Consider the following 22,737-nt stretch of genomic DNA (forward strand, 5'->3'; position numbering starts at 1 on the left):
CTCGGAAAACTCAGTCCAAGCTGGCGCCCATCCAACAGAGAAGCTCCCGCGCTGCTGCACGGGAGCTTCTCTGTTGGTGCGGCCTTCCTAGTGGTTGGTAGCCTTTTCGGCGCCCACCCCGGTCAGGGAACGGACCTCCATTTCGGCCTGCTTTGTGGCGTCTTCCTTCCGCTTGTCCAGGACGGTGCCCAGCCAGCCCAGGAAGAACGCGAGCGGGATGGAAACGATGCCCGGGTTGCTCAGCGGGAAGATGGCGAAGTTGGCGCCGGGGATCATCGACGTCTTGGCCCCGGAAACCACCGGGGAGAGCGCAATCAGGATGATGGCCGCGGACAATCCGCCGTACATGCTCCACAGGGCTCCCTGGGTGGTGAACCGGCGCCAGAACAGCGAGTAGAGGATGGTCGGAAGGTTGGCGGAGGCAGCCACGGCGAAGGCGAGCGCCACGAGGAACGCAACATTTTGTCCGTTGGCGAAGATGCCGCCGGCGATGGCCAGGAGCCCGATCACCACCACGGTGCGGCGGGCAACCTTGACCTCGGTGGCGGCGTCGGCCTTCCCCTTGGCGATGACGCTGGCGTAGATGTCGTGTGCGAAGGATGCCGCCGCGGTGATCGTCAGGCCGGCGACGACGGCCAGGATGGTCGCGAAGGCCACCGCCGAGATGAAGCCCAGGAGCAGCGGACCGCCGAGGTGGAAGGCGAGCAGCGGCGCGGCCGAGTTGACGCCGCCCGGGGCGGCCTTGATGGTGTCGGCTCCCACCAGCGCAGCTGCGCCGTAGCCCAGGACCAGGGTGAACAGGTAGAAGATGCCGATGAGCCAGATGGACCACACCACGGACTTTCGGGCTTCCTTTGCGGTCGGAACCGTGTAGAAACGCATCAACACGTGCGGCAGGGCTGCGGTGCCGAGTACCAGGGCCAGGCCGAGGGACAGGAAGTCGATCTTGGAGGTCTCGGTCTTGCCGTACTGCAGTCCCGGGTTGAGCAGGTTCGGGTTGCCCGAGGTTTCCACCGCGCCGCCCAGCAGGTCCGAGAGGTTGAAGCCGTAGATCGCGAGGACCCAGAAGGTCATGACAGCGGCTCCGGCGATCAGGAGCATGGCCTTGATGATCTGCACCCAGGTGGTGCCCTTCATACCGCCGATCAGGACGTACATGATCATCAGGGCGCCGACGACGATGATCACCAGGGCTTGTCCGCCCCAGTCGCTGATGCCCAGGAGCAGCGAGATGAGGCTGCCGGCACCGGCCATCTGCGCCAGCAGGTAGAAGAAGCAGACGGCCAGCGTGGAGATGGCCGCCGCGATGCGCACGGGGCGCTGCTTGAGCCGGAAGGAGAGGACATCGGCCATGGTGAACTTGCCGGTGTTGCGGAGCAGTTCGGCGACGAGCAGCAAGGCGACGAGCCAGGCGACGAGGAAGCCGATGGAGTACATGAAGCCGTCGTAGCCGTTGATGGCGATGGCTCCGGTGATGCCGAGGAAGGACGCTGCGGAGAGGTAGTCGCCGGCGATGGCGGTGCCGTTCTGCGGGCCTGTGAAGGAACGTCCGGCCGCGTAGTAGTCGGCTGCCGTCTTGTTGTTGCGGCTGGCCCTGATCACGATGACCATGGTGATCGCGACGAAGAGGGCGAAGATGCCCATGTTCAGCAGGGTTGTGTCCTTGAGATCCGCAACGTTCACTGCGGGAACCATGAGTGTCATTTTGCTGTCCCCCCAACCGGGTTGCCGTGCTTGTCGAATTCGTGCCCCTCGATTTCCTGGCGGATCTCGGAGGCAATGGGGTCCAGCTTGCGGTTCGAATAGCTGACGTACCAGCCGGTGATCGCGAACGTGGAGACGAACTGCAGCAGGCCCAGGATCAGGCCGACGTTGATGTTGCCCCAAACCTTGATCGACATGAATCCCACCGCGTAGTCGGCCAGCAGGACATAGGCGAAGTACCAGAGCAGAAAGGCAATGGAGAGCGGGAAGACAAAGCTGCGGTGACGTGTGCGCAGTTCCTGGAACTGCTCCGTCGACTGGACTTCCTTGAAGTCCACGGCCGCCGCAGCGTCCGTTTCTTGGGCGTCGTGACCCATCGGTTCCTCCTCATTGAGACTGGTGAGTCCACACCGGCTGCCGTGGTGTGCGTGGGACGCACCCTGCAACCCATCCTGCCGATGTGACTGCAATCACTGTGCACTGTGACGCGTGTTACCTGCCACAGCCGCGGCGGCCTGCGTCGCTCAGCGGTCCCGACGCTGCGCCAAACGGCGCCCCCGGCCGCCGAAAGGAACCCCGGCGGTAGGCTGGCACCATGCCGGATTCTCCCCTGCTCACCGCCGCCGCAGTCGCGGTGATTGCCCTGGCGATCGCTGCCGTCGTCGCCGTGGGACTCAAGGTCCTCCGGTCCTTCCGCGATCTCGGCACCGATGCGGAGCGGGCCACCTACCAGACGCTGCATGCCGCATCCCGTGCCGGCCAGCACCTGAGGACCGGCCTGAACCCGGCCGGCGCGGCCAAGGCCAGCAAACAGCTGCGCAGCCTCCTGGGCTGTGACGCCCTGGCCATCACGGATACAACCGGCGTGCTCGCGTGGGACGGCGCCGGCGAGGAACTCAAACCTGCCCTGATGGGGCTCGCGTCAAAAGTGTTCGACGGCGGCCACCTCGCCGTCATTCCGGCGGGCGAACTCCAGCTCCTGGCCGCCGGCGACGGCGGCGTGACGCTGGCGCCGGAGGTGGAGCGCGCCGTCGTGATCGCCCCGATCAAAACTGGCGCGCGTGTGGTGGGTGTGGTGGCCGCCTTCGCGCCGGCCGCCGGCGCCGGACTGGTCCGCGCCACTGGCGAGGTGGCTGACTGGGTGGCCACCCAGGTGGAACTCGCCGAGCTCGACGCCTCCCGCACCCTCTTGATGGAGGCGGAAGTCCGGGCCCTCCGCGCCCAGATCAGCCCGCACTTCATTTACAACTCGCTGAACGCGATCGCCTCCTTCATCAACACGGATCCGGTCCGGGCGCGCGAGCTCGTGGTGGAGTTCGCCGATTTCACCCGCTACTCCTTCCGCCGCCACGGCGACTTCACTACCCTGGCCGAGGAACTGCGCTGCATCGACCGCTACCTGCTCCTGGAACGGGCCCGCTTTGGCGACCGCGTGCAGGTCAGCCTGCGGATCGCGCCGGAGGTCCTGAGCACGGTGATTCCCTTCCTGAGCCTGCAGCCGCTGGTGGAAAACGCGGTCCGGCACGGCCTTGAGGCCAAGGAGGGCCCGGGGCACATCTCCATCACGGCGAACGACTCGGGGGCGTTCGCGGAGGTGACGATCGAGGACGACGGCGTGGGCATGGACCCGGACCAGCTCCGCTCCGTCCTTGCCGGGCACAGCGACGGCGACCACGTCGGATTGCGCAACGTCGACGCCCGCCTGCGGCAGGTGTACGGGGACGATAACGGCCTCGTGATCGAGACGGCACCGGGCGAAGGCACCCTGATCACGATGCGCGTCCCCAAGTCCCAGCCCCGGCACGACGCCTGATTTCCGGTCGGTTCCCGGCGGTGTCGTGCCCGGCGGCAGTCGGCTGACGGGCTGAGCCGGCCACAATGGCCGCGGCAGTAGGCTAGTGGCATGATTAACGTCCTCGTCGCCGACGACGAGCTCCCCGCCGTTGAGGAACTGGCTTTCCTGCTCGGCAGGGATGACCGGATCGGCACCATCCACCGCGCTTCCTCGGGCGCCGAGGCCCTGCGGGCACTGGAGGCCGAAGAAGTCGATGTCATCTTCCTCGACATCCACATGCCGGCGCTGTCCGGGCTGGACATTGCCCGGGTCATCTCCCGCAGCGCCCACCCGCCCGCCGTGGTCTTCGTCACCGCGGACGAGGACTGCGCGCTGGAGGCCTTCGAGCTCGCGGCTGTGGACTACCTCCTCAAACCCGTGCGTGCCGAACGGCTGGCGAAGTCGATCGGCCGGATCAGCGAGCTGCTCAAGGACGGCGCGCCGGCCCCGGAAATGATCACCGTGGACCTGGGCGGGACCACCAAGATGATCCGGCGGGAGGACGTGACGTACGTTCAGGCGCAGGGCGATTATGCACGGCTGCACACGGCGGAGGCCAGCTACCTCATCAGGGTTCCGCTGGCCGACCTCGAGCAGCAGTGGGCCGACGCCGGGTTCCTGCGCATCCACCGCTCGTACCTGACCGCCCTAGGCCACATCAGCCACATGAAGCTCGCCGCGGCGCGGCCCAGCGTCACCGTGGCCGGGGCCGAACTGCCCATTAGCCGCAGGCACCTCCCGGCGGTCCGGGAAAAGCTCGAAGCAAGCCGTATCCGGCCGCAGGCATGACGCGGGTCCGGGTCACGGCGCCGCGCAGCGTCACTTCGGGAAGTGTCACACCGGGAAGTGCCGCATCGGGTAGCGCCGCCCTGACCGGCGGGCGCTCTGCGGCGGCCTCACAGGAGGCGGCAGAGGAATCCGACGCCGGGCAGCTGTTCGTCCGCTCCCTCATCCGGTCCCAGCTCCGGCTGGGCCTCGTGGTGGCCCTGGGATTCCTGCTGATCATGCTCGCCTTCCCGCTTGTGCTGGGGCTGGTCCCGGGCCTGGCGCACTCCACCATTGCAGGCCTGCCATTCGACTGGGTCCTGCTGGGTGCCGGCATCTATCCCGTGATCGGTCTCAGTGCCTGGCTGTATGTGCGGACCGCGGCAAGGAACGAGGCCCGCTACCGGGACCTCGCCGGCGACAAGTGAGGGCCCACGTGAACGGCCTGGCGGGCGGCCACGCACGGGGCCGGGTGAGCGGAACGTGAACCCCGTCGTCGGGGTGGCGGCGTTCGCCGCCGTCTCGCTCGCCACGGCAGTCATCGGTTTCTACGGGCTGCGGATCTCGCGCACCACCGGAGACTTCTACGTGGCGTCCCGGACGGTCAAGCCGTGGTGGAACGCCTCGGCGATCGGCGGTGAGTACCTCTCGGCCGCCAGCTTCCTGGGGGTCGCCGGGCTGATCCTGCTCTCCGGCACCGACGCCCTGTGGTATCCGGTGGGGTACACGGCCGGCTACCTGATGCTGCTCCTGTTCGTCGCCGCTCCCCTGCGCCGGTCCGGGGCCTACACGATTCCGGACTTCACCGAGGCGCGCCTCGATTCGCGTGCCGTCCGCCGCGTCACAAGCCTGGTGGTGGTCCTGGTCGGCTGGCTCTACATCGTCCCGCAGCTGCACGGCGCTGCCCTGGCCATCCGGATCACCACCGGGCTGCCGGCGTGGGTGGGCCCGGTGGCGGTGGTCGGAGTCGTCTGCTTCACCGTTGTGGCCGGCGGGATGCGCTCCATCACGTTCGTCCAGGCGTTCCAGTACTGGCTCAAGCTCACCGCGCTGGCGGTGCCAATCGTGTTCCTGCTGTTCGTGGTGGGCGGCGGGGACTCCGCCGCGGCGGAGTTACCGCCGCCCAGTACGGCCAACCCCACGGCGCTGGCGCCCGCGGGCCCCTACCAGATCATTTCGCTGCTGGTGGCCCTGCTCTTTGGCACGCTCGGGCTGCCGCACGTGCTGGTCCGTTTCTACACCAACCCGGACGGGCGTTCCGCCCGCCGGACCACCCTGATTGTCCTGGGCCTGCTGTCCGTCTTCTACTTGTTTCCGACGGCGTACGGCATGCTCGGCCGAGCGTTCGCCCCCGACCTTGCCCGGAGCGGCCAGGCTGATGCCCTGGTTCTGCTGCTGCCCGGCCGGATGATTGGCGGGGTGGCCGGCGACTTGCTGACGGCGCTTGTGGTGGCCGGAGCGTTCGGGGCGTTCCTGTCGACGACGTCCGGCCTGGTGGTCTCGCTGGCCGGCGTGATCAGCCAGGACGTGTTCGGCGGCAGTGTCCGGGGCTTCCGGCTGGCAGCACTGGTCTCGGCCCTGGTCCCGCTGGGTATCGCCTCGATGACCGAATCGCAGGCATTGGCCGGCAGCGTGGGGCTTGTGTTTGCCTTTACCGCGTCCACGATCTGCCCGGTCCTGCTGCTGGGCATCTGGTGGCGGGGGCTGACGGACGCCGGGGCTATCGCGGGCATGGTGACCGGCGGCGTGCTCTGCGGCAGTGCGATGGTGGCCGGCTCGGTGCTGGGTGCTGCGCAGACGCCGTCGTGGCTGGCACAGCCCGCCGCCTGGACGGTGCCGGCCGCGTTCGCCGTGACGGTCCTGGTTTCCCGGGCCACCAGGAACCGGGTGCCCCGGACCATCACCCGGCTCATGACGCGGCTGCACACTCCGGAACGGCCGCTCGCGACGGAACGGTGACCCTGCCGTGCTGACCCGGGCGGGGCTCCGGCAACGCTGACCCGGCGGTCGCGATCCGGCGTCGGTGACCCGGGCGGGTGGTTGGCCGGTGGGGCTCCAGGCGTGGGTCCGCGCGGGGCGTGACTAGTCGATGGCCGCCATGAGCTCGACGGCGCGCTCCAGGAATGCGTCGACCTGGCTTTCCTCGTAGCCCTCCCGGCCCACGGCGGGACGGAACACGGCGCGCCGGACGTTGTCCACGCTCAGCGGCTGGTCCTCCTCGAGGTAGCCGATCAGCTCGTGGCAGAGGTCGTCGACGTCGGTGGTGTTGTAACTGCGGGCCTTGGGCTTGGACGGGCGCCGGAAGCGCTGGCCGTCCGGGCGGTGCAGGCGCCCGCGCAGGACGCCTGCGAGCCGGCCGATTTCGCGCAGCCAGGCATCCTCGCCGCGTTCGGCAACGAGCTCATCGCGCTCGCGCCGGGCGAGGGCGTCTTCGAGCCGGTCCAGCGCGGCGTCCACGCCGGCGGCGGCGTAGCCGCCCTTCACGGGATCGAAGGACACGGCGCGGACGTCCGAGCTCTTGATGGCGCGGGAGGCCGCGGACGGAGCTTCGAATGACACCCGTGCGCGCTGCAGGAAATCGTCGACCTGCCTGGCGTTGTAGCCATACTGGTTCCGCTGCACGCGGTCAAAAGACGCAGGAATCTGCCGTTGAATGTCCACTGTTACTTTGTTCCTTTGATGCCGTTCGGCTGGTTTGCTCGGCACCATTCTAGGCGCCGGAAGTGCTGGTCCGGTGCTTCTAGGCGGCTGTGAGGGCCGAGAACAGGATGAACGCCACCGGCGAGGCGAAGACAATCGAGTCCAGCCGGTCCATGACGCCTCCGTGTCCGGGGAGGATGCTGCTCATGTCCTTGATGCCGAGCTCGCGCTTGACCATGGATTCGGCGAGGTCGCCGGCGGTGGCGGCTGCCACCATGCCCACGGCGAGCACGACGCCGAACCACCACGGTTCGCCCAGCACGAAGATCATGGCGAGCACGCCCACGACGACGGCCCCGGCGATCGAGCCGGCGAAGCCTTCCCAGGTCTTCTTGGGGCTGATCTTGGGGGCCATCGGATGCTTGCCCAGGGAGGCGCCCACGAGGTAGCCGAAGGTGTCGTTGGCTACCACCAGGAGCAGCAGGGTCGCGATTTCCCACGCACCCGCCGGAATCACCCCGTCAGGCCACAGGCCTACCGGCGTCTCGCCGTCGGCGGTGTGCAGCAGCAGCGCCGCAAAGCTGATCAGGAACGGCACCCAGGACAGGGTGAAGACCCCTGCGAAAATGCTCCGCGCCGAACCGGCGGCGCCCTCCAGGGTCCGCCACAACAGCACCGCCACGCTGCTGACGAGCATGGCGAAGAGCAGGCTTTCGAGGCCGCCGAAGTAGGCGGCGATCGGCATGGCGACCGTGCCGACCATCACCGGCACGATCGGCAGGCGGGTGCCTGCGGCCTCCAGCGCACGGAAGATCTCCCAGACGCCGAAGATCGCAAAGGTGGCGGTCACCAGGACGAAGCCCAGCGGGAGGAACAGCAGGCCGCCGAGGACGCATACCAGCATGCCAACGCCCACCACGGTGGCGGCGGGCAGGTTCCGGCCCGCTTTCGGCGTTGGGTTCTCGCGCTGCTTCCCCCGCCTCCGGGCGCGCGGCCCGGAGGCCTCCTGTGCCTGATTCATCAGACCTCGAGCAGCTCAGCTTCCTTGCGCTTGAGCAGCTCGTCGATCCCGTCCACGTGTGCCTTGGTCATGGCGTCGAGTTCCTTCTCACCGCGCGCGCCTTCGTCTTCGCCGGCGTCGCCGTCCTTGACGAGCTTGTCCAGCGTTTCCTTGGCTTTGCGGCGGATGTTGCGGATGGACACCTTCGCGTCCTCACCCTTGGACTTGACGATCTTGACGTATTCCTTGCGCCGTTCGGACGTCAGCTCGGGAATGGTGATCCGGATGACGTTGCCGTCGTTGGACGGGTTGGCGCCGACCTCCGAGTCGCTGAGGGCACGTTCGATGTCGCGCAGGGCCGTCTTGTCGTACGGGGTGACGAGGATGGTGCGGGCATCCGGGACCGCGAAGGAGGCCAGCTGCTGCAGCGGTGTCGGCGTGCCGTAGTACTCGACGATGACCTTGTTGTACAGGCCAGGCGTCGCGCGGCCGGTCCGGATCGAGGCGAAGTCTTCCTTGGCTACCTCAACTGCCTTGTCCATCTTGTCCCCGGCTTCGAGCAAGGTTTCTTCGATCACGGTCTCTCCTCAGAAATTGGTGCGTCCCGGGGGCCGGGGCGCGGCACGTCTTCTTTGTGCGCCTGCCGTATTCCGCCGGGCGCTTTTGTCTTCCGCCTGGCGGCGGAAAGGTCCTGAAAACATCCTAGCTGTTGCTAGGGGGTGACGACGGTGCCCAGGTCTTCGCCCCGGATGGCGCGGGTGACGTTGCCCTCGCCTTCCATGCCGAAGACCACCATTGTGAGGTTGTTGTCCTTGCACATGGTCATCGCGGTCTGGTCCATCACGCGGATGTCGCGGCGGAGGGCGTCGTCGTAGCTGAGGCGGTGCAGTTTCTCCGCCGTCGGGTCCTTCTTCGGGTCGGCGGTGTAGACGCCGTCGACGCCGCTCTTGGCCATCAGGACGACGTCGGCGTGGACCTCCATGGCACGCTGGGCGGCCACGGTGTCAGTGGAGAAGTACGGCAGGCCGGCGCCGGCGCCGAAGATGACAACCCGGCCCTTTTCCATGTGGCGGATGGCGCGGCGGGGGATGTAGGCCTCGGCAACCTGGCCCATGGTGATGGCGCTCTGCACGCGCGTTTCCACCCCGGCCTGCTCAAGGAAGTCCTGGAGCGCGAGGCAGTTCATGACGGTTCCGAGCATGCCCATATAGTCGGCGCGGGAGCGGTCCATGCCGCTCTGGGACAGTTCGGCGCCGCGGAAGAAGTTGCCTCCGCCGACGACGATTGCCACCTCCACATCGGGAACTGCGGCGGCGATCTGCTTGGCCACGCCGCGGACGGTATCCGGGTCGACGCCCAGTTTCCCACCGCCGAAGACCTCGCCGGAGAGCTTCAAGAGGACGCGGCGCCTGTTCTTCTTTGGCTGGGCTGAAGTGGTGACGGTTTCCATGGTGCCTTCCCGTTGGTGAACTCTGAGTTAGGTTATCGTGCTGGGCGCCCAAGGCGGCATTCCGGCCGTGACCGGAAACGGTGCCTCACGGGTGCATGCAAAAGGGGTGGCCACCGTGGTGACCACCCCCTTAGCGTGTCTGGCTAGTGCCTGACTGGTGTCTGGCCAGTCTGACTAGGAACCGACGCGGAAGCGCGTGAAGGCAGTTGCCTTGACGCCGGCTTCTTCGAGGACCTGTGCGACAGACTTCTTGGCATCCTTGGCGAATGCCTGGTCAACGAGGACCTCGCCCTTGTAGAAGCCGGTAACGCGGCCTTCGACAATCTTGGTCATCGCAGCTTCGGGCTTGCCCTCGGCCTTGGCCGTTTCCTCGGCGATGCGGCGCTCGGACTCGACGAGATCGGCCGGAACGTCCTCACGGGTGAGGTAGTTCGGAGCCATGGCGGCGACGTGAACGGCGACGTCGTGGGCTGCGGTGGCAGCCGCTTCGCCTTCGCCGTCAACAGCGAACAACACGCCGACCTGGGCCGGGAGGTCCTTGGAGGTCTTGTGCAGGTAAGCGTCGACCGTGGCGCCCTCGATGCGGGAGATGCGGCGGACAACAACCTTCTCGCCCAGAACGGCGCCCTCTTCGATGACGACCTCGGACAGCGGCTTGCCGTCGACCTCGGTGGCAAGCAGGGTCTCGAGGTCGGCAGCGCCGGACTCGACGGCCACAGCCAGGACCTTGTCGGCCAGCTGGATGAACTTGTCAGCCTTCGCGACGAAGTCGGTCTCGCAGTTGACTTCGATCATCACGCCGACGCCGTTGGCGACCTTGGCGGCAACCAGGCCTTCGGCGGTTGAGCGGCCCTCGCGCTTGGTGGCGCCCTTCAGGCCCTTGATGCGGATGATTTCGATGGCCTTCTCGGCGTCACCGTTGGCTTCGTCAAGAGCCTTCTTGACATCCATCATGCCGGCGCCAGTGCGCTCGCGCAGAGCCTTGATATCAGCGGCAGTGTAGTTCGCCATGTGAACCCCTCTGTCTAGAAATTTATGTGGTGTACGGACCGACAGGACGGCTGCTCACCGAGTGAGCGGCCATCCTGTCGGTACCCCCTATGCAGCTGAGCGCATGTGGGGAGATCCAGATTTACTTGTCTGACTACTTGGCTTCGTCGGCGGCCGGTGCTTCTTCAGCAGCCGGTGCGTCCTCAGCAGCCGGAGCAGCTTCGGCGGCCGGTGCTTCGTCAGCAGCCGGTGCAGCCTCAGCGGCGGGCGCAGCCTCAGCGGCGGGCGCTGCAGCAGCTTCAGCCTTGTTGCCTTCGAGGAGCTCGCGCTCCCACTCGGCCAGCGGCTCTTCCGGAGCTTCCGTGGTGCCGGTGGCGCGCTGGTTACGGGCGATGAGGCCCTCAGCAACGGCGTCGGCGACAACGCGGGTCAGCAGGTTGACGGAGCGGATGGCGTCGTCGTTACCCGGGATCGGGAAGTCGACTTCGTCGGGATCGCAGTTGGTGTCCAGGATGGCCACAACCGGGATGTTCAGCTTCTTGGCCTCGTCGACAGCAAGGTGTTCCTTCTTGGTGTCAACAATCCACAGCGCGGACGGCGCCTTGGTCAGGTTGCGGATACCACCGAGGTTGGTTTCCAGCTTGGTGAGTTCGCGGCGAAGGAGCAGCAGTTCCTTCTTGGTGTAAGCCGAACCGGCGACGTCGTCGAAGTCGATCTCTTCGAGTTCCTTCATGCGCTGGATGCGCTTGGAGACCGTCTGGAAGTTGGTCAGCATACCGCCGAGCCAACGCTGGTTGACGTACGGCTGGCCAACGCGGGTGGCCTGCTCGGCGATGGATTCCTGCGCCTGCTTCTTGGTGCCGACGAAGAGAACGGTGCCGCCGTGTGCAACGGTGGCCTTCACGAACTCGTAGGCCCGGTCGATATAGGACAGCGACTGCTGCAGGTCAATGATGTAGATACCGTTGCGCTCCGTGAAGATGAAGCGCTTCATCTTCGGGTTCCAACGGCGGGTCTGGTGTCCAAAGTGGACGCCGCTGTCAAGCAGCTGGCGCATAGTTACGACGGGCATGCCGACGCTCCTTCCGGCAGGTCATTCATGAGAGAGCCCATGGCCCTCTTACCCTGCCAATAGTTGACGGTTGTTTAGCATTCGCCCGGGGCGGGCGTTGCTCCTGGCATCCACCGCACTTCCCATCCGCGCCATATGGACATGCCATGTGGAACGGACCGCAGGAGGCGCAGTCCTCCGCATCGGAAGTTTCAGGCTTCTTTTGAGGAGGGCTGGATACGCGTAGTCAGCTGCTGCTCCCCCGCACCCCTGAATGAGGCGTGCCGGCTTCGGCAATCACGAAGTATCGCGACTTACAAGCGTGAGGGCACAGCAAACTGCTCCACCAAGTGTACTACAGCGGCCCCGCCCAGGAGGACGGTTTTGCCGCGGCAGCGGTGCGGGGTTCCGGGGCTTTGGCGGGGGCCGGCGGGCACCTTATCCACATAGCCATGGCGGGAGATTCCGCCCGGGGCGCTGCCTTGGCAGGCTGGGGCCATGAAGCTCCCACTTGGCCTGCGGGCCTTGCTGCTGGCGGCATTGTTCCTGGCAACGTTCCTGGCGCCGCCCCCCATCACCGCCGACGCCGATATCGCCGCCGCTGCCCATGCCTCCGCCGCCGACGCCGCCGCCCGCTCCGGCCCCACAGACGCCGACGCCGACGCCGCCGCCCGCTCCGGCCCCACAGACGCCGGCTACCCTGCCATTGCCGCCCGGGCTGCAATTTCCTCCGGCCGGGGCTCCCCGAGGGCGGGGCCGGTCCCTGCGTCTGCCTGGAGCTGGCCGCTGAGCCCAAGGCCGGCGGTGCTCCGCGCCTTCGACCCCCCGGCCAAGCCGTGGCTCAGCGGTCACCGCGGCGTCGACCTTGAGGCGCCCTTCGATGGCGCCCCGCTCAAGTCGCCCGCCGCCGGGACGGTGAGCTTTGTCGGGACGGTGGTGGACCGGCCGGTCATCACGATCGATCACGGCAACGGGCTGCGCAGCAGTTTCGAGCCGGTGGCGAGTTCACTGAGGGCGGGGTCCGCCGTGGCGGTGGGCGATGTCCTGGGGCAGGTGCAGACCGGCCACTGCGGCCCGGCGCCGCCCTGCCTCCACTGGGGCGTCCGCCGCGGCGAATACTACGTCAATCCGCTGGCGTTCGTGATGGACCTTCGGCCTTCCGTTCTGCTGCCGCCCCTGAATCCGGGTCCGTGATGCAGCATTTGGCGCCGCCTTTGATGCGCGGCTCGTCCGTTGACGCACGCGGGCAACCGCGGCGGGCGTTTGGCGCCCCTCAGACGATCGCGGAAATGCCCGTGATAGCCCGGCCGGTGACGAGGGTGTTGATTTCATGGGTGCCCTCGTAGGAGTAGATGGCTTCGGCGTCCGCAAAGACTTTGGCCATCTCGAAGTCCGTCACGATCCCGTTCCCGCCGAGGATGCTCCGGCCCAGGGCCACGCTTTCGCGCATCCGCGCGGTGGTGAACGCCTTGGCCAGGGCGGACTGCTCGTCCTTCGCCTCCCCCGCGTCCTCCAGCTGGGAAAGCCTCACCATCATGCCCATGGAGCTCACCGCATTGCCGAGGATCTGCACGAGCTGGTGCTGGATCAGCTGGAAGGAGGCAATCGGACGGCCGAACTGGCTGCGTTCCACGGCGTAGCGCCGGGCGACGTCGAAGGCCGCCAGCTGCTGGCCCACCGCTTGCCAGGCCACGGCCAGGCGGGTGACTTTCAGGACCTTGTTCGTGTCGCGGAAGCTGTTGGCGTTGGCGAGCTTGAAGAACTCCGGCACCACAACGTTGTCGAGCGTAATGTCAGCGTTCTGGACCGTGCGCAGCGAGATCTTGTTCTCAATTTTCACGGCACTGTATCCCTCGGCCTTGGTGTCCACGAGGAACCCTTTGACCTGGTTGTCGCCAACATCGCGGGCGTAGATGACCACCCAGTCGGAGAAAGTCGCGTTGCCGATCCAACGCTTGGCTCCATTGAGGATCCAGTTATCGCCGTCGCGCCGTGCCGTGGTGCGCGTACCGCCGGCGACGTCGGAGCCGCCCAGGGGCTCGGTGAGGCCGAACGCGCCGATCTTCTTGAGCGAGTAGATCTCGGGAAGCCACGCATCCTGCTGCTCCTGGGAGGCAAGAGCTTCGATGGAGCCGGTGAAGAGCCCGTCATGGACGCCCATGAACGTCGCGATCGACGTGTCGGCGCGGGTGGCCTCCGCGTGCAGGATGCCTGCAAAGAGATTCGAGTAGCCCTGCCTCCGAACAGGGCTGACCAGGTCGATTTCGGCGAGCTTCGGGATCAAGCCCATGGGGAACTCCCCGCGATTCCAGCAATCGACGGCGATCGGCCGGACTTCGCGGGTAAGGAATTCACGGACTTCGGCCAGCCTGTCCTGCTCCTTGGCGCTGAGCAACTGCTCGAACGCAAAGAAATCGCCATCGGCGTAGGACAGGTTGTGGATGTCGATGGCAGCTTTGGACATGATGTTCCTTCACTCGATCAGCGGGGACCAAAAGGGCGCGGGCTTCGCGCCGGCAATATGTTACTGATCAGTAACTTATCGCAGTGTCGGGACGCCTGCAAGTGCCGGCCCAATGAAAACCCGACAAACCCGACAAAAAGGGAGCCGCGGCCGACGTCGGACGTCAGCCACGGCTCCCGTGGTTGCGGACCCCGGATGAGGAGGCTGCCGCAGAAATGAATGTAGGGCTACTCGGACTTGAACCGAGGACCTTAGGATTATGAGTCCCGCGCTCTAACCAGCTGAGCTATAGCCCCCTGCGCCCGGAGCCAGACCTGGCCCGCGCGGGCCGGATTGGTTCCGGGCAAAAATACTCTAGCAATAGTAGACGCATCACACGTGCATGCCGCCACCGGCAGGCAGCCTGCCGCAACTGAGTTGGATCCTGTTGGACCGGGCGCCCTGGAGCTTGAAGCGTTCGGAGTGGACGCCGTTCTGCCAGACGGCGCCCCTAGAGGACCAGGTCGTCGTAGCTCGCGCCCCGGTAGATGTCCTCAAACGTCTGCAGCGTGCGCGCGATACCGTGGCTTTCCACCATTTCGCGGCTGGTCTTGCCCATCGCATCACGCTCGTGGTCGGGCAGCGAGAACACGCGCGTCAGCTTGGCGGCGAGGTCATCGCTGTCGTTGGGGATAAAGAGATAACCATTTTCCCCGTCCCGGACCAGGTGCGGCAGCGCCATGGCGTCGGCCAGCAGGACTGGCGTGGACGCCGACATCGCCTCCAGGGTCACGAGGGACTGAAGTTCAGCCGTGCCGGGCATGCAGAACACATCGGCCGTGATGTAGGCCTTGCGAAGCTCGGCGTCACTGGCCAGGCCGAGGAACCTGACCCGGTCCTTCAGCCCGAGCCGGGCGACCTGCGCCTCCAGGGCAGGGCGGACTTCTCCGCCGCCGACGATTTCGAGGTGGATGTCCAGTTCTTTGGGCGTCTTGGCGACGGCATCGATCAGCACGTCCACGTGCTTCTCCTCCGCCAGCCGGCCGGCGAAGAGTACGGTCGGGCTGGCGTGGCGTTCCACCGTTTCGTCGGGACCGACCTCGTAGGCGGCGGCGTCGATGCCGTTGGACAGTGGCAGGACCTGGCGGAGGAAAGCGTGCTGGTGCATGGCTTTGGCGGCAAGCGGCGTGGGTGTGGTCACGACGTCGGCCTGGCCCATGACCTTGCCCATGTCCCGCCAGGAGATCCGTCCCACAATGTCTTTGAACCACTGCGGGAACGGCAGGAAGGGGTTCAGGTTTTCGGGCATGAAGTGGTTCGTCGCCACCACCCGGATGCCGCGCTTCACGGCCTCGTACAGGACGTGCTCGCCGATCATGTAGTGGCTCTGGATGTGCACCACGTCCGGCTGGATGCGGTCGAACAACAGCCCGATTTCCTTCTTGATCTCCCAGGGGAAGGTGACCCGGAAGTACTCGTGTGTGGGCACCGAGTGGGAGCGCAGGCGGTGGACGGTGGCCTCATCGCTGAACTCGCTGTAGCTCGGGCCCTTGCCCGGGCGGCACGCCAGGACGTGGACATCGTGACCCCGGGCTGTCATCCCCTTGGCCAGGCGGTAACCGAACTGGGCGGCGCCGTTGACGTGGGGCGGGTACGTGTCAGCGGCAATCAGGATGGTCAGCGGGGGCTGGTTGTCGGACGTGGTCACGTGAAGAGCTCCTGGTGGTCGCTGTGCGGACAGCTGGATCAATGGCGGCCGGCTGGCAGTCGGCACAGGCGCCGGGCCTGCAGCCGAAGTCTGGACTGACGCCCTAGGACCTGCCCGCTGCCTTCCGCGCGTCCTTCTTGCGCTTGGTGACTTCCGGGTGGTGCCTGGAGAGGGCTATGACTCCCACGATAGCAAGCAATGCGGCCGTCCCCATGGCAATAGCCGTCACGGCTTGGACATCCGGACGCAGTTCTCCCAGAATCACGATGCCAATCGCGATGCCCACAATGGGGTCGATCACCGTCAATCCGGCGATCACGAGGTCCGGCGGTCCGCTGGAGTAGGCGTTTTGGACAAACCACGATCCCAGAACGCCTGCAGCAATAATCGCAACCACGCTGTACCACGGCACATTCAGCAGGAACTGTCCATTTGGATCAAGCAAATGCCTGCCGATGATGCGGGTCAGCACAGCCACGAAGCCGAACAGGACCCCGGCGCCGAGGATGTAGACGAACGCGCTCATGCGGTGCCTGAACAGGACCGCGAGCGTGCCAAAGGCAGCGACCGCAATGGCCAGGAGTAGCACGATTGTCAGCTCGTCCTCGCTGCTGACGTTGTGATTCTCCTGCGTGGCGGTGACGGCCAGCAGCACGAACAGCGCTGAGCCGGTCACGCAGAGCGAGATGGCCACGACGGTTGCCCGGTTCATGCTCAGGCCTTGGTCCTTGGTGTTGACCACGGTGGTGATAACCAGGGCGATCGCGCCGATCGGCTGCACCACCGTCAAGGGCGCCATGACGAGGGCGATCGCGTTCATTCCCATCCCGGCGCATAGCAGAAGGAACCCGAATACCCAGCGCGGGTTACGCACGAGCCGCAGCAGGCCGTGGGTGCTCAGCGCCAGGCCGCCGGTATCGGCCTTGACCGCACTGCCCTGGCGCTGTGCCCCAAACGCAAGGCAGAAGGCGCCGAGGACCGCCAGTAAAACCGCAACCCAGACCATCAGCGGGAGCCGCCGTCGTGCGCCCGAAGCTGCCTGCCCTTGCCGATGATGGCCCAGACGTAGTTGTAGGCCGCGATCCAGTGCCCCACGAGCCCCAGTCCCAGGAAGATCCACGCGACCGTGGCATAGACGTCCGCGGCGGGCACCGGAAGCTTGGAGAGCACCAGCAGTGGCGTGCCCACCAGCAGCAGGCCCGTCCGGATCTTTCCGATGCGGCTCACCGGCAGATCCGGGTGGCCGTGGAAATAGAACACTGACAGAGCCAGCAGGACCGCGTCCGGGACCAGCAGCGCGGCGAGATACCACCACTCGACGACGCCTGCTATCACGAGGGTCACGGCGACGGCGATTAAGGAAAGCCTGTCCGCAATCGGGTCCATGACCCGTCCGAGGTTGGACATTTGATTGAAGCGGCGGGCGATGTAGCCGTCCACCCAGTCGGTACTGGCCATGACCGCGAGCACGAGGGCACCGTAGCCGTACTTGTGCTCCGAGAGGACCAGCCAGATGAATAACGGAACGCCAAGGAAGCGCACCACGGTCAGGACATTGGGAACCGTGAAGACCGCATCGCGGTGGACGAGGGGCTGCCCGGGGCGGGCGCCGGCGCCGATGAACTTCATCGATTCCCCCTTTCCGTGGACGGCAACGGTTTGGCGTTTAGGTTCAGGGATCTGTCTAGCCCTTCACCAGCCTGCGCACCAGGACCGCGAGGGCGGCTCCAGAGGCGGCGAGCACAGCCAGGGGCTTCCAGCGCCGCTTGATCGTGTCGGCCAGGCCCTGCCCGTCAGCGGATGTGGCCGACCCCGCCGAGGATCGGGCTGAGGCGCGGAAGCCTGCGATCTTGTCGCTGAGCTGCTCCTTGCCGTCCTGGAGCCGGACCTGCGCGGCCGCCAGCAGGATTTGGGTCTGGGTCTTGACATCGAGTTCACGGCCGAGGTCGTCGCGGACGCCGGTAAGGTGCGTGCGCCGCAGGTCCAGCCGGCGTCGGAGTTCAGCCTCTGTGGGCGGCGGCCCGAAGTCGGGCTTGGCGGCAGCCTTTGCTTCCTTTTCCGCCGTCGCTTTGGCTGCGGCGGCTTCCTTGGCGGCCTTCGCTGCTTTGTACTGCTCGGTGCTCGGATCCAGGATCCTGGCGTCGAAGGCGGAGCCTTCCTTGGCGATGCCGAGATCGTACTTGAGCCCCCGGATCGTATCCTCGGGGACGAGCGGCATGAGCTTCTTGAACTTGTTCTGCCCGATGAGCGCCCCGATCGCGGCGATAATGAGGCAGACGGCGGAGACCAACAGGGCTGCGAGCCAGGCGGGCATAATGGTGGCCAGTCCCATGATCGCTGCAATGAAGAGTCCGATCACCAGGAGTCCAACGAAGACCAGGGCGACGGCGAAGAAGGCGCCGGCGACGCCGAGCTGTGCCCCCTTGCGTTTGATTTCGGCCTTGGCCAGGGCAATCTCGTCGCTGAGTTGCCGGGGCGCCAGCTTGAAGATCATCTTCAGGGTTTGCGGCAGCGCGGAAATCCGCAACCCGCTGCCTGTGCCGCCGCTGTGACGTCCGCTCATCGGTCCCGCCTAACTGGTGCCATCCGTCGATCCGCTCGCGCGGGCTTGCCGGGTCTGGACAGCTTCGCACAGACCCCGGTGTCAAAACTATCATTTAGGCTCTTGGGAGGCCTTTTCGGGCAAGGTGTGGCGCGCCCGCCCAGCCACCGGCCGGCCACCCCGGCGGGCCCTAGGATGGACCTCTGTGAGCACACCCCACAATCCCGGTGATTCCCTGAGCCGCCGTCGTAAATTCCTCTACATCCTGACGCTTGGCGCTTTGACCGCCCTAGGGCCGTTCACGGTCGACCTCTACTTGCCCGCATTCCCGGCCCTGGAAGACAGCCTTGGCGTCTCCGCGGCCGCGGTGCAGCTGACGCTCACGGGGACGACCATCGGTTTCGCGCTGGGACAGCTGGTGGTGGGCCCGCTGAGCGACAAGTTCGGCCGGCGCCTGCCCCTGATCGTGGCGACGGCGGTCCACATCGCGGCGTCCCTGGGCGCCGCGCAGTCCACGGACATCGCCACGCTGGGTTTCTTCCGTGTCCTCATGGGTGTCGGGGCTGCCGGGGGCGGTGTGGTGGCCATGGCCATGGTCCGTGACCTGTTCAGCGGCTACGCGATGGTGCGGATGTTCGCAAGGATGGCCCTGGTCAACGGGCTGGCCCCGATCCTCGCCCCGGTCATCGGCTCCCAACTGCTGTTGCTGATGCCCTGGCCCGGCATCTTCTTGTTCCTGGCCGCCTACGGGACCTGCGTCATCATCGCGGCCCTCTTCGTGATCCGGGAGACCCTGCCGCCGGAACTGCGCGGCAAAACCGGGATGACCATGGGCCAGCGTTACAAGGTGCTGTTCTCCGACCGGATCTTCGTAGGCCTGCTGCTGGTGGGCGGGATGAACTTCGCGGGCCTCTTCACCTACCTCTCCGCCTCGCCGTTCCTGTTCCAGAATGTCTACGGGTTCACGCCCCAGCAGTACGGCCTGCTCTTTGGCGTCAACTCGCTAGGCATCGTCGCAGGCGTGCAGACCAGCGCGCGGCTCATCAAGCGCGTCCCGCCGCAGTGGATCCTGGCTTGTTCCACGGCCTGGATGTTCGTCATGGCCGTCCTGATTGTCGTCTTCGACCAGCTGGGGTTCGGGCTGTGGGGCGTCCTGGTGCCGCTGTGGTTCTACATCCTGGGCGCCGGTTTCACCTTCCCCACCGTGCAGGTCCTGGCCCTGGCCAAACACGGGGCGCAGGCCGGAACCGCGGCTTCACTTCTCGGCGCGGCGACCTTCTTGATGGCTGGCCTGGTCTCGCCGGTGGTCGGCTGGCTCGGCGTCAGCTCCGCAACCCCGATGGGCGCCGTCCAGGCCGTCTGCATCCTTCTGGCGGCCGCTGCACTGTGGCTGGTTGTTCGGCCCAGCACGGTGCCACCGATTCAGTAGCCGGGCCCTCCCCCGGGGGGACATGCCCATTCATCACGGCCTCCCCCACGGGACATACCCATTCTTGGCGCCCGGGGCTGGACATATTGCCACTATGTCCAGCCGCCAGGACCACCACTGGACATGTCCCCAGGGGCATCCCGCCAGCACTGAGCATGTCCCCCGGGCAGCCCCAGTGCAGCGAACACCGTGGCCGCGGCCTCTGCCCTATGGCCCCGCCCAGCCGCCCACGCAGGCCTGTCCGTGGCCTGCAGCCCTGCGCCCCCGTTGCACCCTGTTCGACGTCCGCGGCGGGCGATAAAGTTATTTCATGCCCGACAGGCAGGATCACCAGCCCCTTCCGGCCACTTGGCAGCGGTCCGACGCCGGAATCCTGCCCCTGTGGTGGGATCGCTTGTGCGCTCAGACCAGTCCGCAGTCGGCAGCCCTGTTCGCCGCCGGCCTGTTCACCGAAGACCGGCGCCGCCCAATTGCCCAGTGGTACAACCCCGCATATGACTCCGCCCTCCTCGTGGCACCGGAATCGTCCCCGGAGTGGCCGGTGCAACGGTTCGGCATCTTCTATGCGCCCCCGGGCGGCGGCTTCACCCAGGTGCACTCGGCGCCGCATGAATGGCACCCGCGGGAACCTCGGAAGTCCCCCACGGAGCTGGAGGCCTTCCAGGCAGCGGTCGCCGAGGCCCAGCGCTTCCTCCAGGTGGAAATGTACTTCGTCTGAACCTCCACCTGAACTGCCCGCCACTGCGTTGCCCGGCGGAAACCCCTGCCCGTAGACGGAGCAACAAAAAACGCGGAAATAAATGAGGAAATAAAAAAGGTCCCGCGGCTGGTTTTCACCGGCCGCGGGACCTGTCCGCTCCTCCTGCTGGACTTGAACCAGCAACCCTTCGATTAACAGTCGAATGCTCTGCCAATTGAGCTAAGGAGGAATGAAGCAGGTACGACATTAGCAAAGGTTTTGCCGGTAGGGAAATCGGCCACGGGGCCAGCGCCTGCCAGTCGCTAAATACCCCCTCCGGGTATAAAAAAGTCCCCGTTCCGGAACCCGGAACGGGGACTGCGCGCTCCTCCTGCTGGACTTGAACCAGCAACCCTTCGATTAACAGTCGAATGCTCTGCCAATTGAGCTAAGGAGGAATGAAGCGGGTATAAGCCTAGCAAACACCAGCCCGGGAAACGAAATCGGCGGCTCAGGCGTCCGAGCGCAGGGACCGCCGCTGCATCTCAAGTTGCATGAGTTCGCGATTCAGCCGCTGGAAGTCTTCGGGGTCGGCCGAGGCGTCCAGACGCTGCAGCTGGCCCATCTTCTCGGCCTTGACCCGGGTGATCTGGAGCTCGAACAAGCGGGCGAGGATGTCCTTGCAGTAGCGCAGGACGCCTTCGGGGGTGTTGGCCGGCAGGGGCACCACGCAGAGCTCGGACACGAGCGGGCGCAGGGGCTCGGGGACCTCCTGCAGCAACTGCTCGACCCAGCGCACCGGATCCCCCGAAAACCCGAGTCCGGTGGCCCGGATGGCCTCGTGGATGGCGAGGTAGGCGGGTGTGGAGAACCGCGCCTCCGAGAAGCGCTGCCACGTTTCGCCCTCGAGCATGCCGGGTTCCTGCAGCGCGACCTCGAGCGCCTGGCGCTCCATCGCGGCCACGGGGTCCCGGGGATCAGGGCGGTTGAAGGACGGGAGTACGGCCGACGGCGGCAAGGGGGCAACGCCGGGCGCGGTCCCGGCAAAGCCGCGGCCGGACCCCGCATAGCCCTGCCCGCCGCCCTGCCCGTGGCTCTGGGCCTGGCCCCCGCCCGGCGGAGCCGATGCAGCCTGTGCGGCGCGCTTGGTCGCCGCGCCGACGGCCCTGCTGACCTCCTCGACCGGCATTCCCAGCCAGCCGGCGAGCTCCCGGGCATAGGCCGGCCGGATTCCGGCGTCGCGGATCTGCGCCACCACGGGCGCGGATTCACGCAGGGCCGCGATCCGGCCCTCGACCGTGTCCAGATTGTGCCGCTTCAGCGTGGCCCGGATGGCGAACTCAAACAGCGGGCGGCGGCTACCGATCAAATCCCGGACGGCGGAGTCGCCCTTGGACTGGCGCAGTTCGCAGGGGTCCGCGCCATTGGGTTCGACCGCCACGAAGGTTTGTGCGACAAACCGCTGGTCCTCTTCGAAGGCGCGCAGGGCCGCCTTCTGCCCGGCGGCGTCGCCGTCGAACGTAAAGATGACCTCTCCCCCGCTGCCGTCGTCGGAGAGCAGCCGGCGGGCGATCTTGATGTGCTCGGTGCCGAAAGCGGTCCCGCACGTGGCTACCGCCGTCGGAATGCCGGCCAGGTGGCAGGCCATGACGTCGGTGTAGCCCTCCACCACCACGAGCTGCCGGTCTTTGGCGATGTTGCGCTTGGCGAGGTCGATTCCGTAGAGGACCTGGGACTTCTTGTAGAGCGCGGTTTCGGGGGTGTTCAGGTACTTCGGTCCCTGATCGTCCTCGTAGAGCTTGCGGGCACCGAAGCCGATGGTGTCGCCGGCGATGTCCCGGATGGGCCAGATCAGCCGGCCGCGGAAACGGTCATAGATCCCCCGGCCGCCTTCAGAGAACATGCCCGTCAGCTTGAGTTCCGGGTCCGTGTAGCCGCGGCCGCGGAGGTGTTTGAGCAGCGAGTCCCAGCCCTGCGGCGCGTAGCCCACACCGAACTGTTCGGCCGCCGCGCGGTCGAAGCCGCGCCCGTAGAGGAAGTTGCGGCCCTCCGCGGCGCCGGGGGTGAGCAGCTGGGCACGGAAGAACTCGTCGGCCACCTTGTGAGCGTCCAGCAGCCGCTGGCGCCGGCCGATGTCCTCCCGGTTGGGCCCGGAGCCGCCGTCCTCGTAATGGAGCTCGAAGCCGATCCGGTGGGCCAGCTTCTCCACGGCCTCGTGGAAGGAGATGTGGTCCAGCTTTTGGACGAAGGAGATGACGTCGCCGTCCTCGCCGCAGCCAAAGCAGTGGTACCGGCCAACCTGGGGCCGAACGGTGAAGGAGGGTGAACGCTCGTCGTGGAAGGGGCACAGACCCTTGTAGGACCCGAGCCCGGCGCCCTTGAGCGTCACGTAGCCATCGACGACTTCCTTGATGTCGGTGCGTTGGCGTACTTCATCGATGTCTTCGCGTTTGATCAGGCCGGCCACAGTGCCATCCTAGTCCCCGGGTATGACGCCGACGG

General features: G+C 66.5%; 21 protein-coding genes and 3 tRNA genes. 7 read left to right on the plus strand and 17 right to left on the minus strand.

The genetic code is table 11. The features are described 5' to 3' along the window. Positions 1 to 87: 87 nt before the first annotated feature. Both AC1DRO_RS08895 and AC1DRO_RS08900 read right to left on the minus strand, forming a co-directional pair. Positions 88 to 1,704: a solute symporter family protein gene (locus AC1DRO_RS08895; RefSeq protein ID WP_028278130.1), complete on the minus strand. Its 1,617-nt coding sequence runs from the start codon at positions 1,702 to 1,704 to the stop codon at positions 88 to 90. Continuing rightward, on the minus strand, positions 1,701 to 2,081 hold the full coding sequence (locus tag AC1DRO_RS08900; protein WP_026538258.1) for a DUF485 domain-containing protein: 381 nt from the start codon (positions 2,079 to 2,081) through the stop codon (positions 1,701 to 1,703). Before AC1DRO_RS08900 ends, AC1DRO_RS08895 begins: the two co-directional genes overlap by 4 nt. Positions 2,082 to 2,299: 218 nt before the next feature. On the opposite strand from AC1DRO_RS08900, the gene AC1DRO_RS08905 reads away from it, so the two are divergent. The 4 genes from AC1DRO_RS08905 to AC1DRO_RS08920 all read left to right on the plus strand — a co-directional run bounded on the left by AC1DRO_RS08905 (position 2,300) and on the right by AC1DRO_RS08920 (position 6,262). After that, the gene (locus AC1DRO_RS08905; RefSeq protein ID WP_476950564.1) at positions 2,300 to 3,517 is read left to right on the plus strand and encodes a sensor histidine kinase; all 1,218 of its coding nucleotides are present in this window, start codon (positions 2,300 to 2,302) and stop codon (positions 3,515 to 3,517) included. Between the two features lie 90 nt (positions 3,518 to 3,607). Next, entirely contained in the window at positions 3,608 to 4,327 is a 720-nt protein-coding gene (locus AC1DRO_RS08910; RefSeq protein ID WP_223914052.1) for a LytR/AlgR family response regulator transcription factor, read from the plus strand. Next, positions 4,324 to 4,731, plus strand: a complete 408-nt coding sequence (locus tag AC1DRO_RS08915) for a DUF485 domain-containing protein (protein ID WP_243179626.1) — start codon at positions 4,324 to 4,326, stop codon at positions 4,729 to 4,731. The genes AC1DRO_RS08910 and AC1DRO_RS08915 overlap by 4 nt, the downstream gene beginning before the upstream one ends. Positions 4,732 to 4,786: 55 nt before the next feature. Beyond that, complete coding sequence (locus tag AC1DRO_RS08920; protein ID WP_476950565.1) at positions 4,787 to 6,262, plus strand: sodium/solute symporter; 1,476 nt, start codon at positions 4,787 to 4,789, stop codon at positions 6,260 to 6,262. A 123-nt stretch (positions 6,263 to 6,385) separates the two neighbouring features. Here AC1DRO_RS08920 and AC1DRO_RS08925 read toward each other — a convergent pair whose 3' ends face one another. The 6 genes from AC1DRO_RS08925 to rpsB form a co-directional block, all read right to left on the minus strand. Next, positions 6,386 to 7,012, minus strand: a complete 627-nt coding sequence (locus AC1DRO_RS08925; protein WP_243179628.1) for a DivIVA domain-containing protein — start codon at positions 7,010 to 7,012, stop codon at positions 6,386 to 6,388. Positions 7,013 to 7,043: 31 nt separating this feature from the next. Continuing rightward, positions 7,044 to 7,964, minus strand: a complete 921-nt coding sequence (locus AC1DRO_RS08930) for a phosphatidate cytidylyltransferase (protein WP_079551459.1) — start codon at positions 7,962 to 7,964, stop codon at positions 7,044 to 7,046. Then, positions 7,964 to 8,521: a ribosome recycling factor gene (gene frr / locus AC1DRO_RS08935; RefSeq protein WP_018774548.1), complete on the minus strand. Its 558-nt coding sequence runs from the start codon at positions 8,519 to 8,521 to the stop codon at positions 7,964 to 7,966. Before frr ends, AC1DRO_RS08930 begins: the two co-directional genes overlap by 1 nt. Before the next feature lie 134 nt (positions 8,522 to 8,655). Continuing rightward, on the minus strand, positions 8,656 to 9,393 hold the full coding sequence (pyrH, locus tag AC1DRO_RS08940) for a UMP kinase (protein ID WP_018774549.1): 738 nt from the start codon (positions 9,391 to 9,393) through the stop codon (positions 8,656 to 8,658). A gap of 174 nt (positions 9,394 to 9,567) precedes the next feature. After that, positions 9,568 to 10,404 (minus strand): translation elongation factor Ts, encoded by an 837-nt coding sequence (tsf, locus tag AC1DRO_RS08945; RefSeq protein WP_028275233.1) that lies wholly within the window; start codon positions 10,402 to 10,404, stop codon positions 9,568 to 9,570. A 133-nt stretch (positions 10,405 to 10,537) separates the two neighbouring features. Continuing rightward, positions 10,538 to 11,455, minus strand: coding sequence for a 30S ribosomal protein S2 (gene rpsB / locus AC1DRO_RS08950; RefSeq protein ID WP_476950566.1), 918 nt, complete (start codon positions 11,453 to 11,455; stop codon positions 10,538 to 10,540). Positions 11,456 to 11,932: 477 nt separating this feature from the next. On the opposite strand from rpsB, the gene AC1DRO_RS08955 reads away from it, so the two are divergent. Then, positions 11,933 to 12,628: a M23 family metallopeptidase gene (locus AC1DRO_RS08955; protein WP_476950567.1), complete on the plus strand. Its 696-nt coding sequence runs from the start codon at positions 11,933 to 11,935 to the stop codon at positions 12,626 to 12,628. 79 nt (positions 12,629 to 12,707) lie between these two features. On the opposite strand, the gene AC1DRO_RS08960 is transcribed toward AC1DRO_RS08955, so the two are convergent. The 6 genes from AC1DRO_RS08960 to AC1DRO_RS08985 form a co-directional block, all read right to left on the minus strand. Beyond that, positions 12,708 to 13,898 (minus strand): acyl-CoA dehydrogenase family protein, encoded by a 1,191-nt coding sequence (locus AC1DRO_RS08960; protein ID WP_476950568.1) that lies wholly within the window; start codon positions 13,896 to 13,898, stop codon positions 12,708 to 12,710. Positions 13,899 to 14,120: 222 nt separating this feature from the next. Further along, positions 14,121 to 14,194: transfer RNA gene (locus tag AC1DRO_RS08965), tRNA-Ile, on the minus strand. A gap of 194 nt (positions 14,195 to 14,388) precedes the next feature. Continuing rightward, positions 14,389 to 15,585, minus strand: coding sequence for a glycosyltransferase (locus AC1DRO_RS08970; protein WP_476950569.1), 1,197 nt, complete (start codon positions 15,583 to 15,585; stop codon positions 14,389 to 14,391). A gap of 103 nt (positions 15,586 to 15,688) precedes the next feature. Next, the gene (locus tag AC1DRO_RS08975; RefSeq protein ID WP_028278278.1) at positions 15,689 to 16,591 is read right to left on the minus strand and encodes a DMT family transporter; all 903 of its coding nucleotides are present in this window, start codon (positions 16,589 to 16,591) and stop codon (positions 15,689 to 15,691) included. Continuing rightward, positions 16,591 to 17,214 (minus strand): CDP-alcohol phosphatidyltransferase family protein, encoded by a 624-nt coding sequence (locus AC1DRO_RS08980; RefSeq protein WP_028278279.1) that lies wholly within the window; start codon positions 17,212 to 17,214, stop codon positions 16,591 to 16,593. Before AC1DRO_RS08980 ends, AC1DRO_RS08975 begins: the two co-directional genes overlap by 1 nt. 55 nt (positions 17,215 to 17,269) lie before the next feature. Continuing rightward, positions 17,270 to 18,148, minus strand: coding sequence for a phage holin family protein (locus tag AC1DRO_RS08985; protein ID WP_476950570.1), 879 nt, complete (start codon positions 18,146 to 18,148; stop codon positions 17,270 to 17,272). Positions 18,149 to 18,332: 184 nt separating this feature from the next. On the opposite strand from AC1DRO_RS08985, the gene AC1DRO_RS08990 reads away from it, so the two are divergent. Both AC1DRO_RS08990 and AC1DRO_RS08995 read left to right on the plus strand, forming a co-directional pair. After that, the gene (locus tag AC1DRO_RS08990; RefSeq protein WP_028278281.1) at positions 18,333 to 19,556 is read left to right on the plus strand and encodes a multidrug effflux MFS transporter; all 1,224 of its coding nucleotides are present in this window, start codon (positions 18,333 to 18,335) and stop codon (positions 19,554 to 19,556) included. Positions 19,557 to 19,866: 310 nt separating this feature from the next. Next, positions 19,867 to 20,274, plus strand: coding sequence for a hypothetical protein (locus AC1DRO_RS08995; RefSeq protein WP_028278282.1), 408 nt, complete (start codon positions 19,867 to 19,869; stop codon positions 20,272 to 20,274). A gap of 138 nt (positions 20,275 to 20,412) precedes the next feature. Here AC1DRO_RS08995 and AC1DRO_RS09000 read toward each other — a convergent pair. The 3 genes from AC1DRO_RS09000 to dnaG all read right to left on the minus strand — a co-directional run bounded on the left by AC1DRO_RS09000 (position 20,413) and on the right by dnaG (position 22,702). After that, positions 20,413 to 20,485: transfer RNA gene (locus AC1DRO_RS09000), tRNA-Asn, on the minus strand. A gap of 135 nt (positions 20,486 to 20,620) precedes the next feature. After that, a tRNA-Asn gene (locus AC1DRO_RS09005) sits at positions 20,621 to 20,693 on the minus strand. A gap of 53 nt (positions 20,694 to 20,746) precedes the next feature. Next, positions 20,747 to 22,702, minus strand: a complete 1,956-nt coding sequence (dnaG, locus tag AC1DRO_RS09010; protein ID WP_476950571.1) for a DNA primase — start codon at positions 22,700 to 22,702, stop codon at positions 20,747 to 20,749. Positions 22,703 to 22,737: the final 35 nt, after the last annotated feature.

It is taken from the genome of Arthrobacter sp. P4_F11 (genome assembly GCF_056401395.1).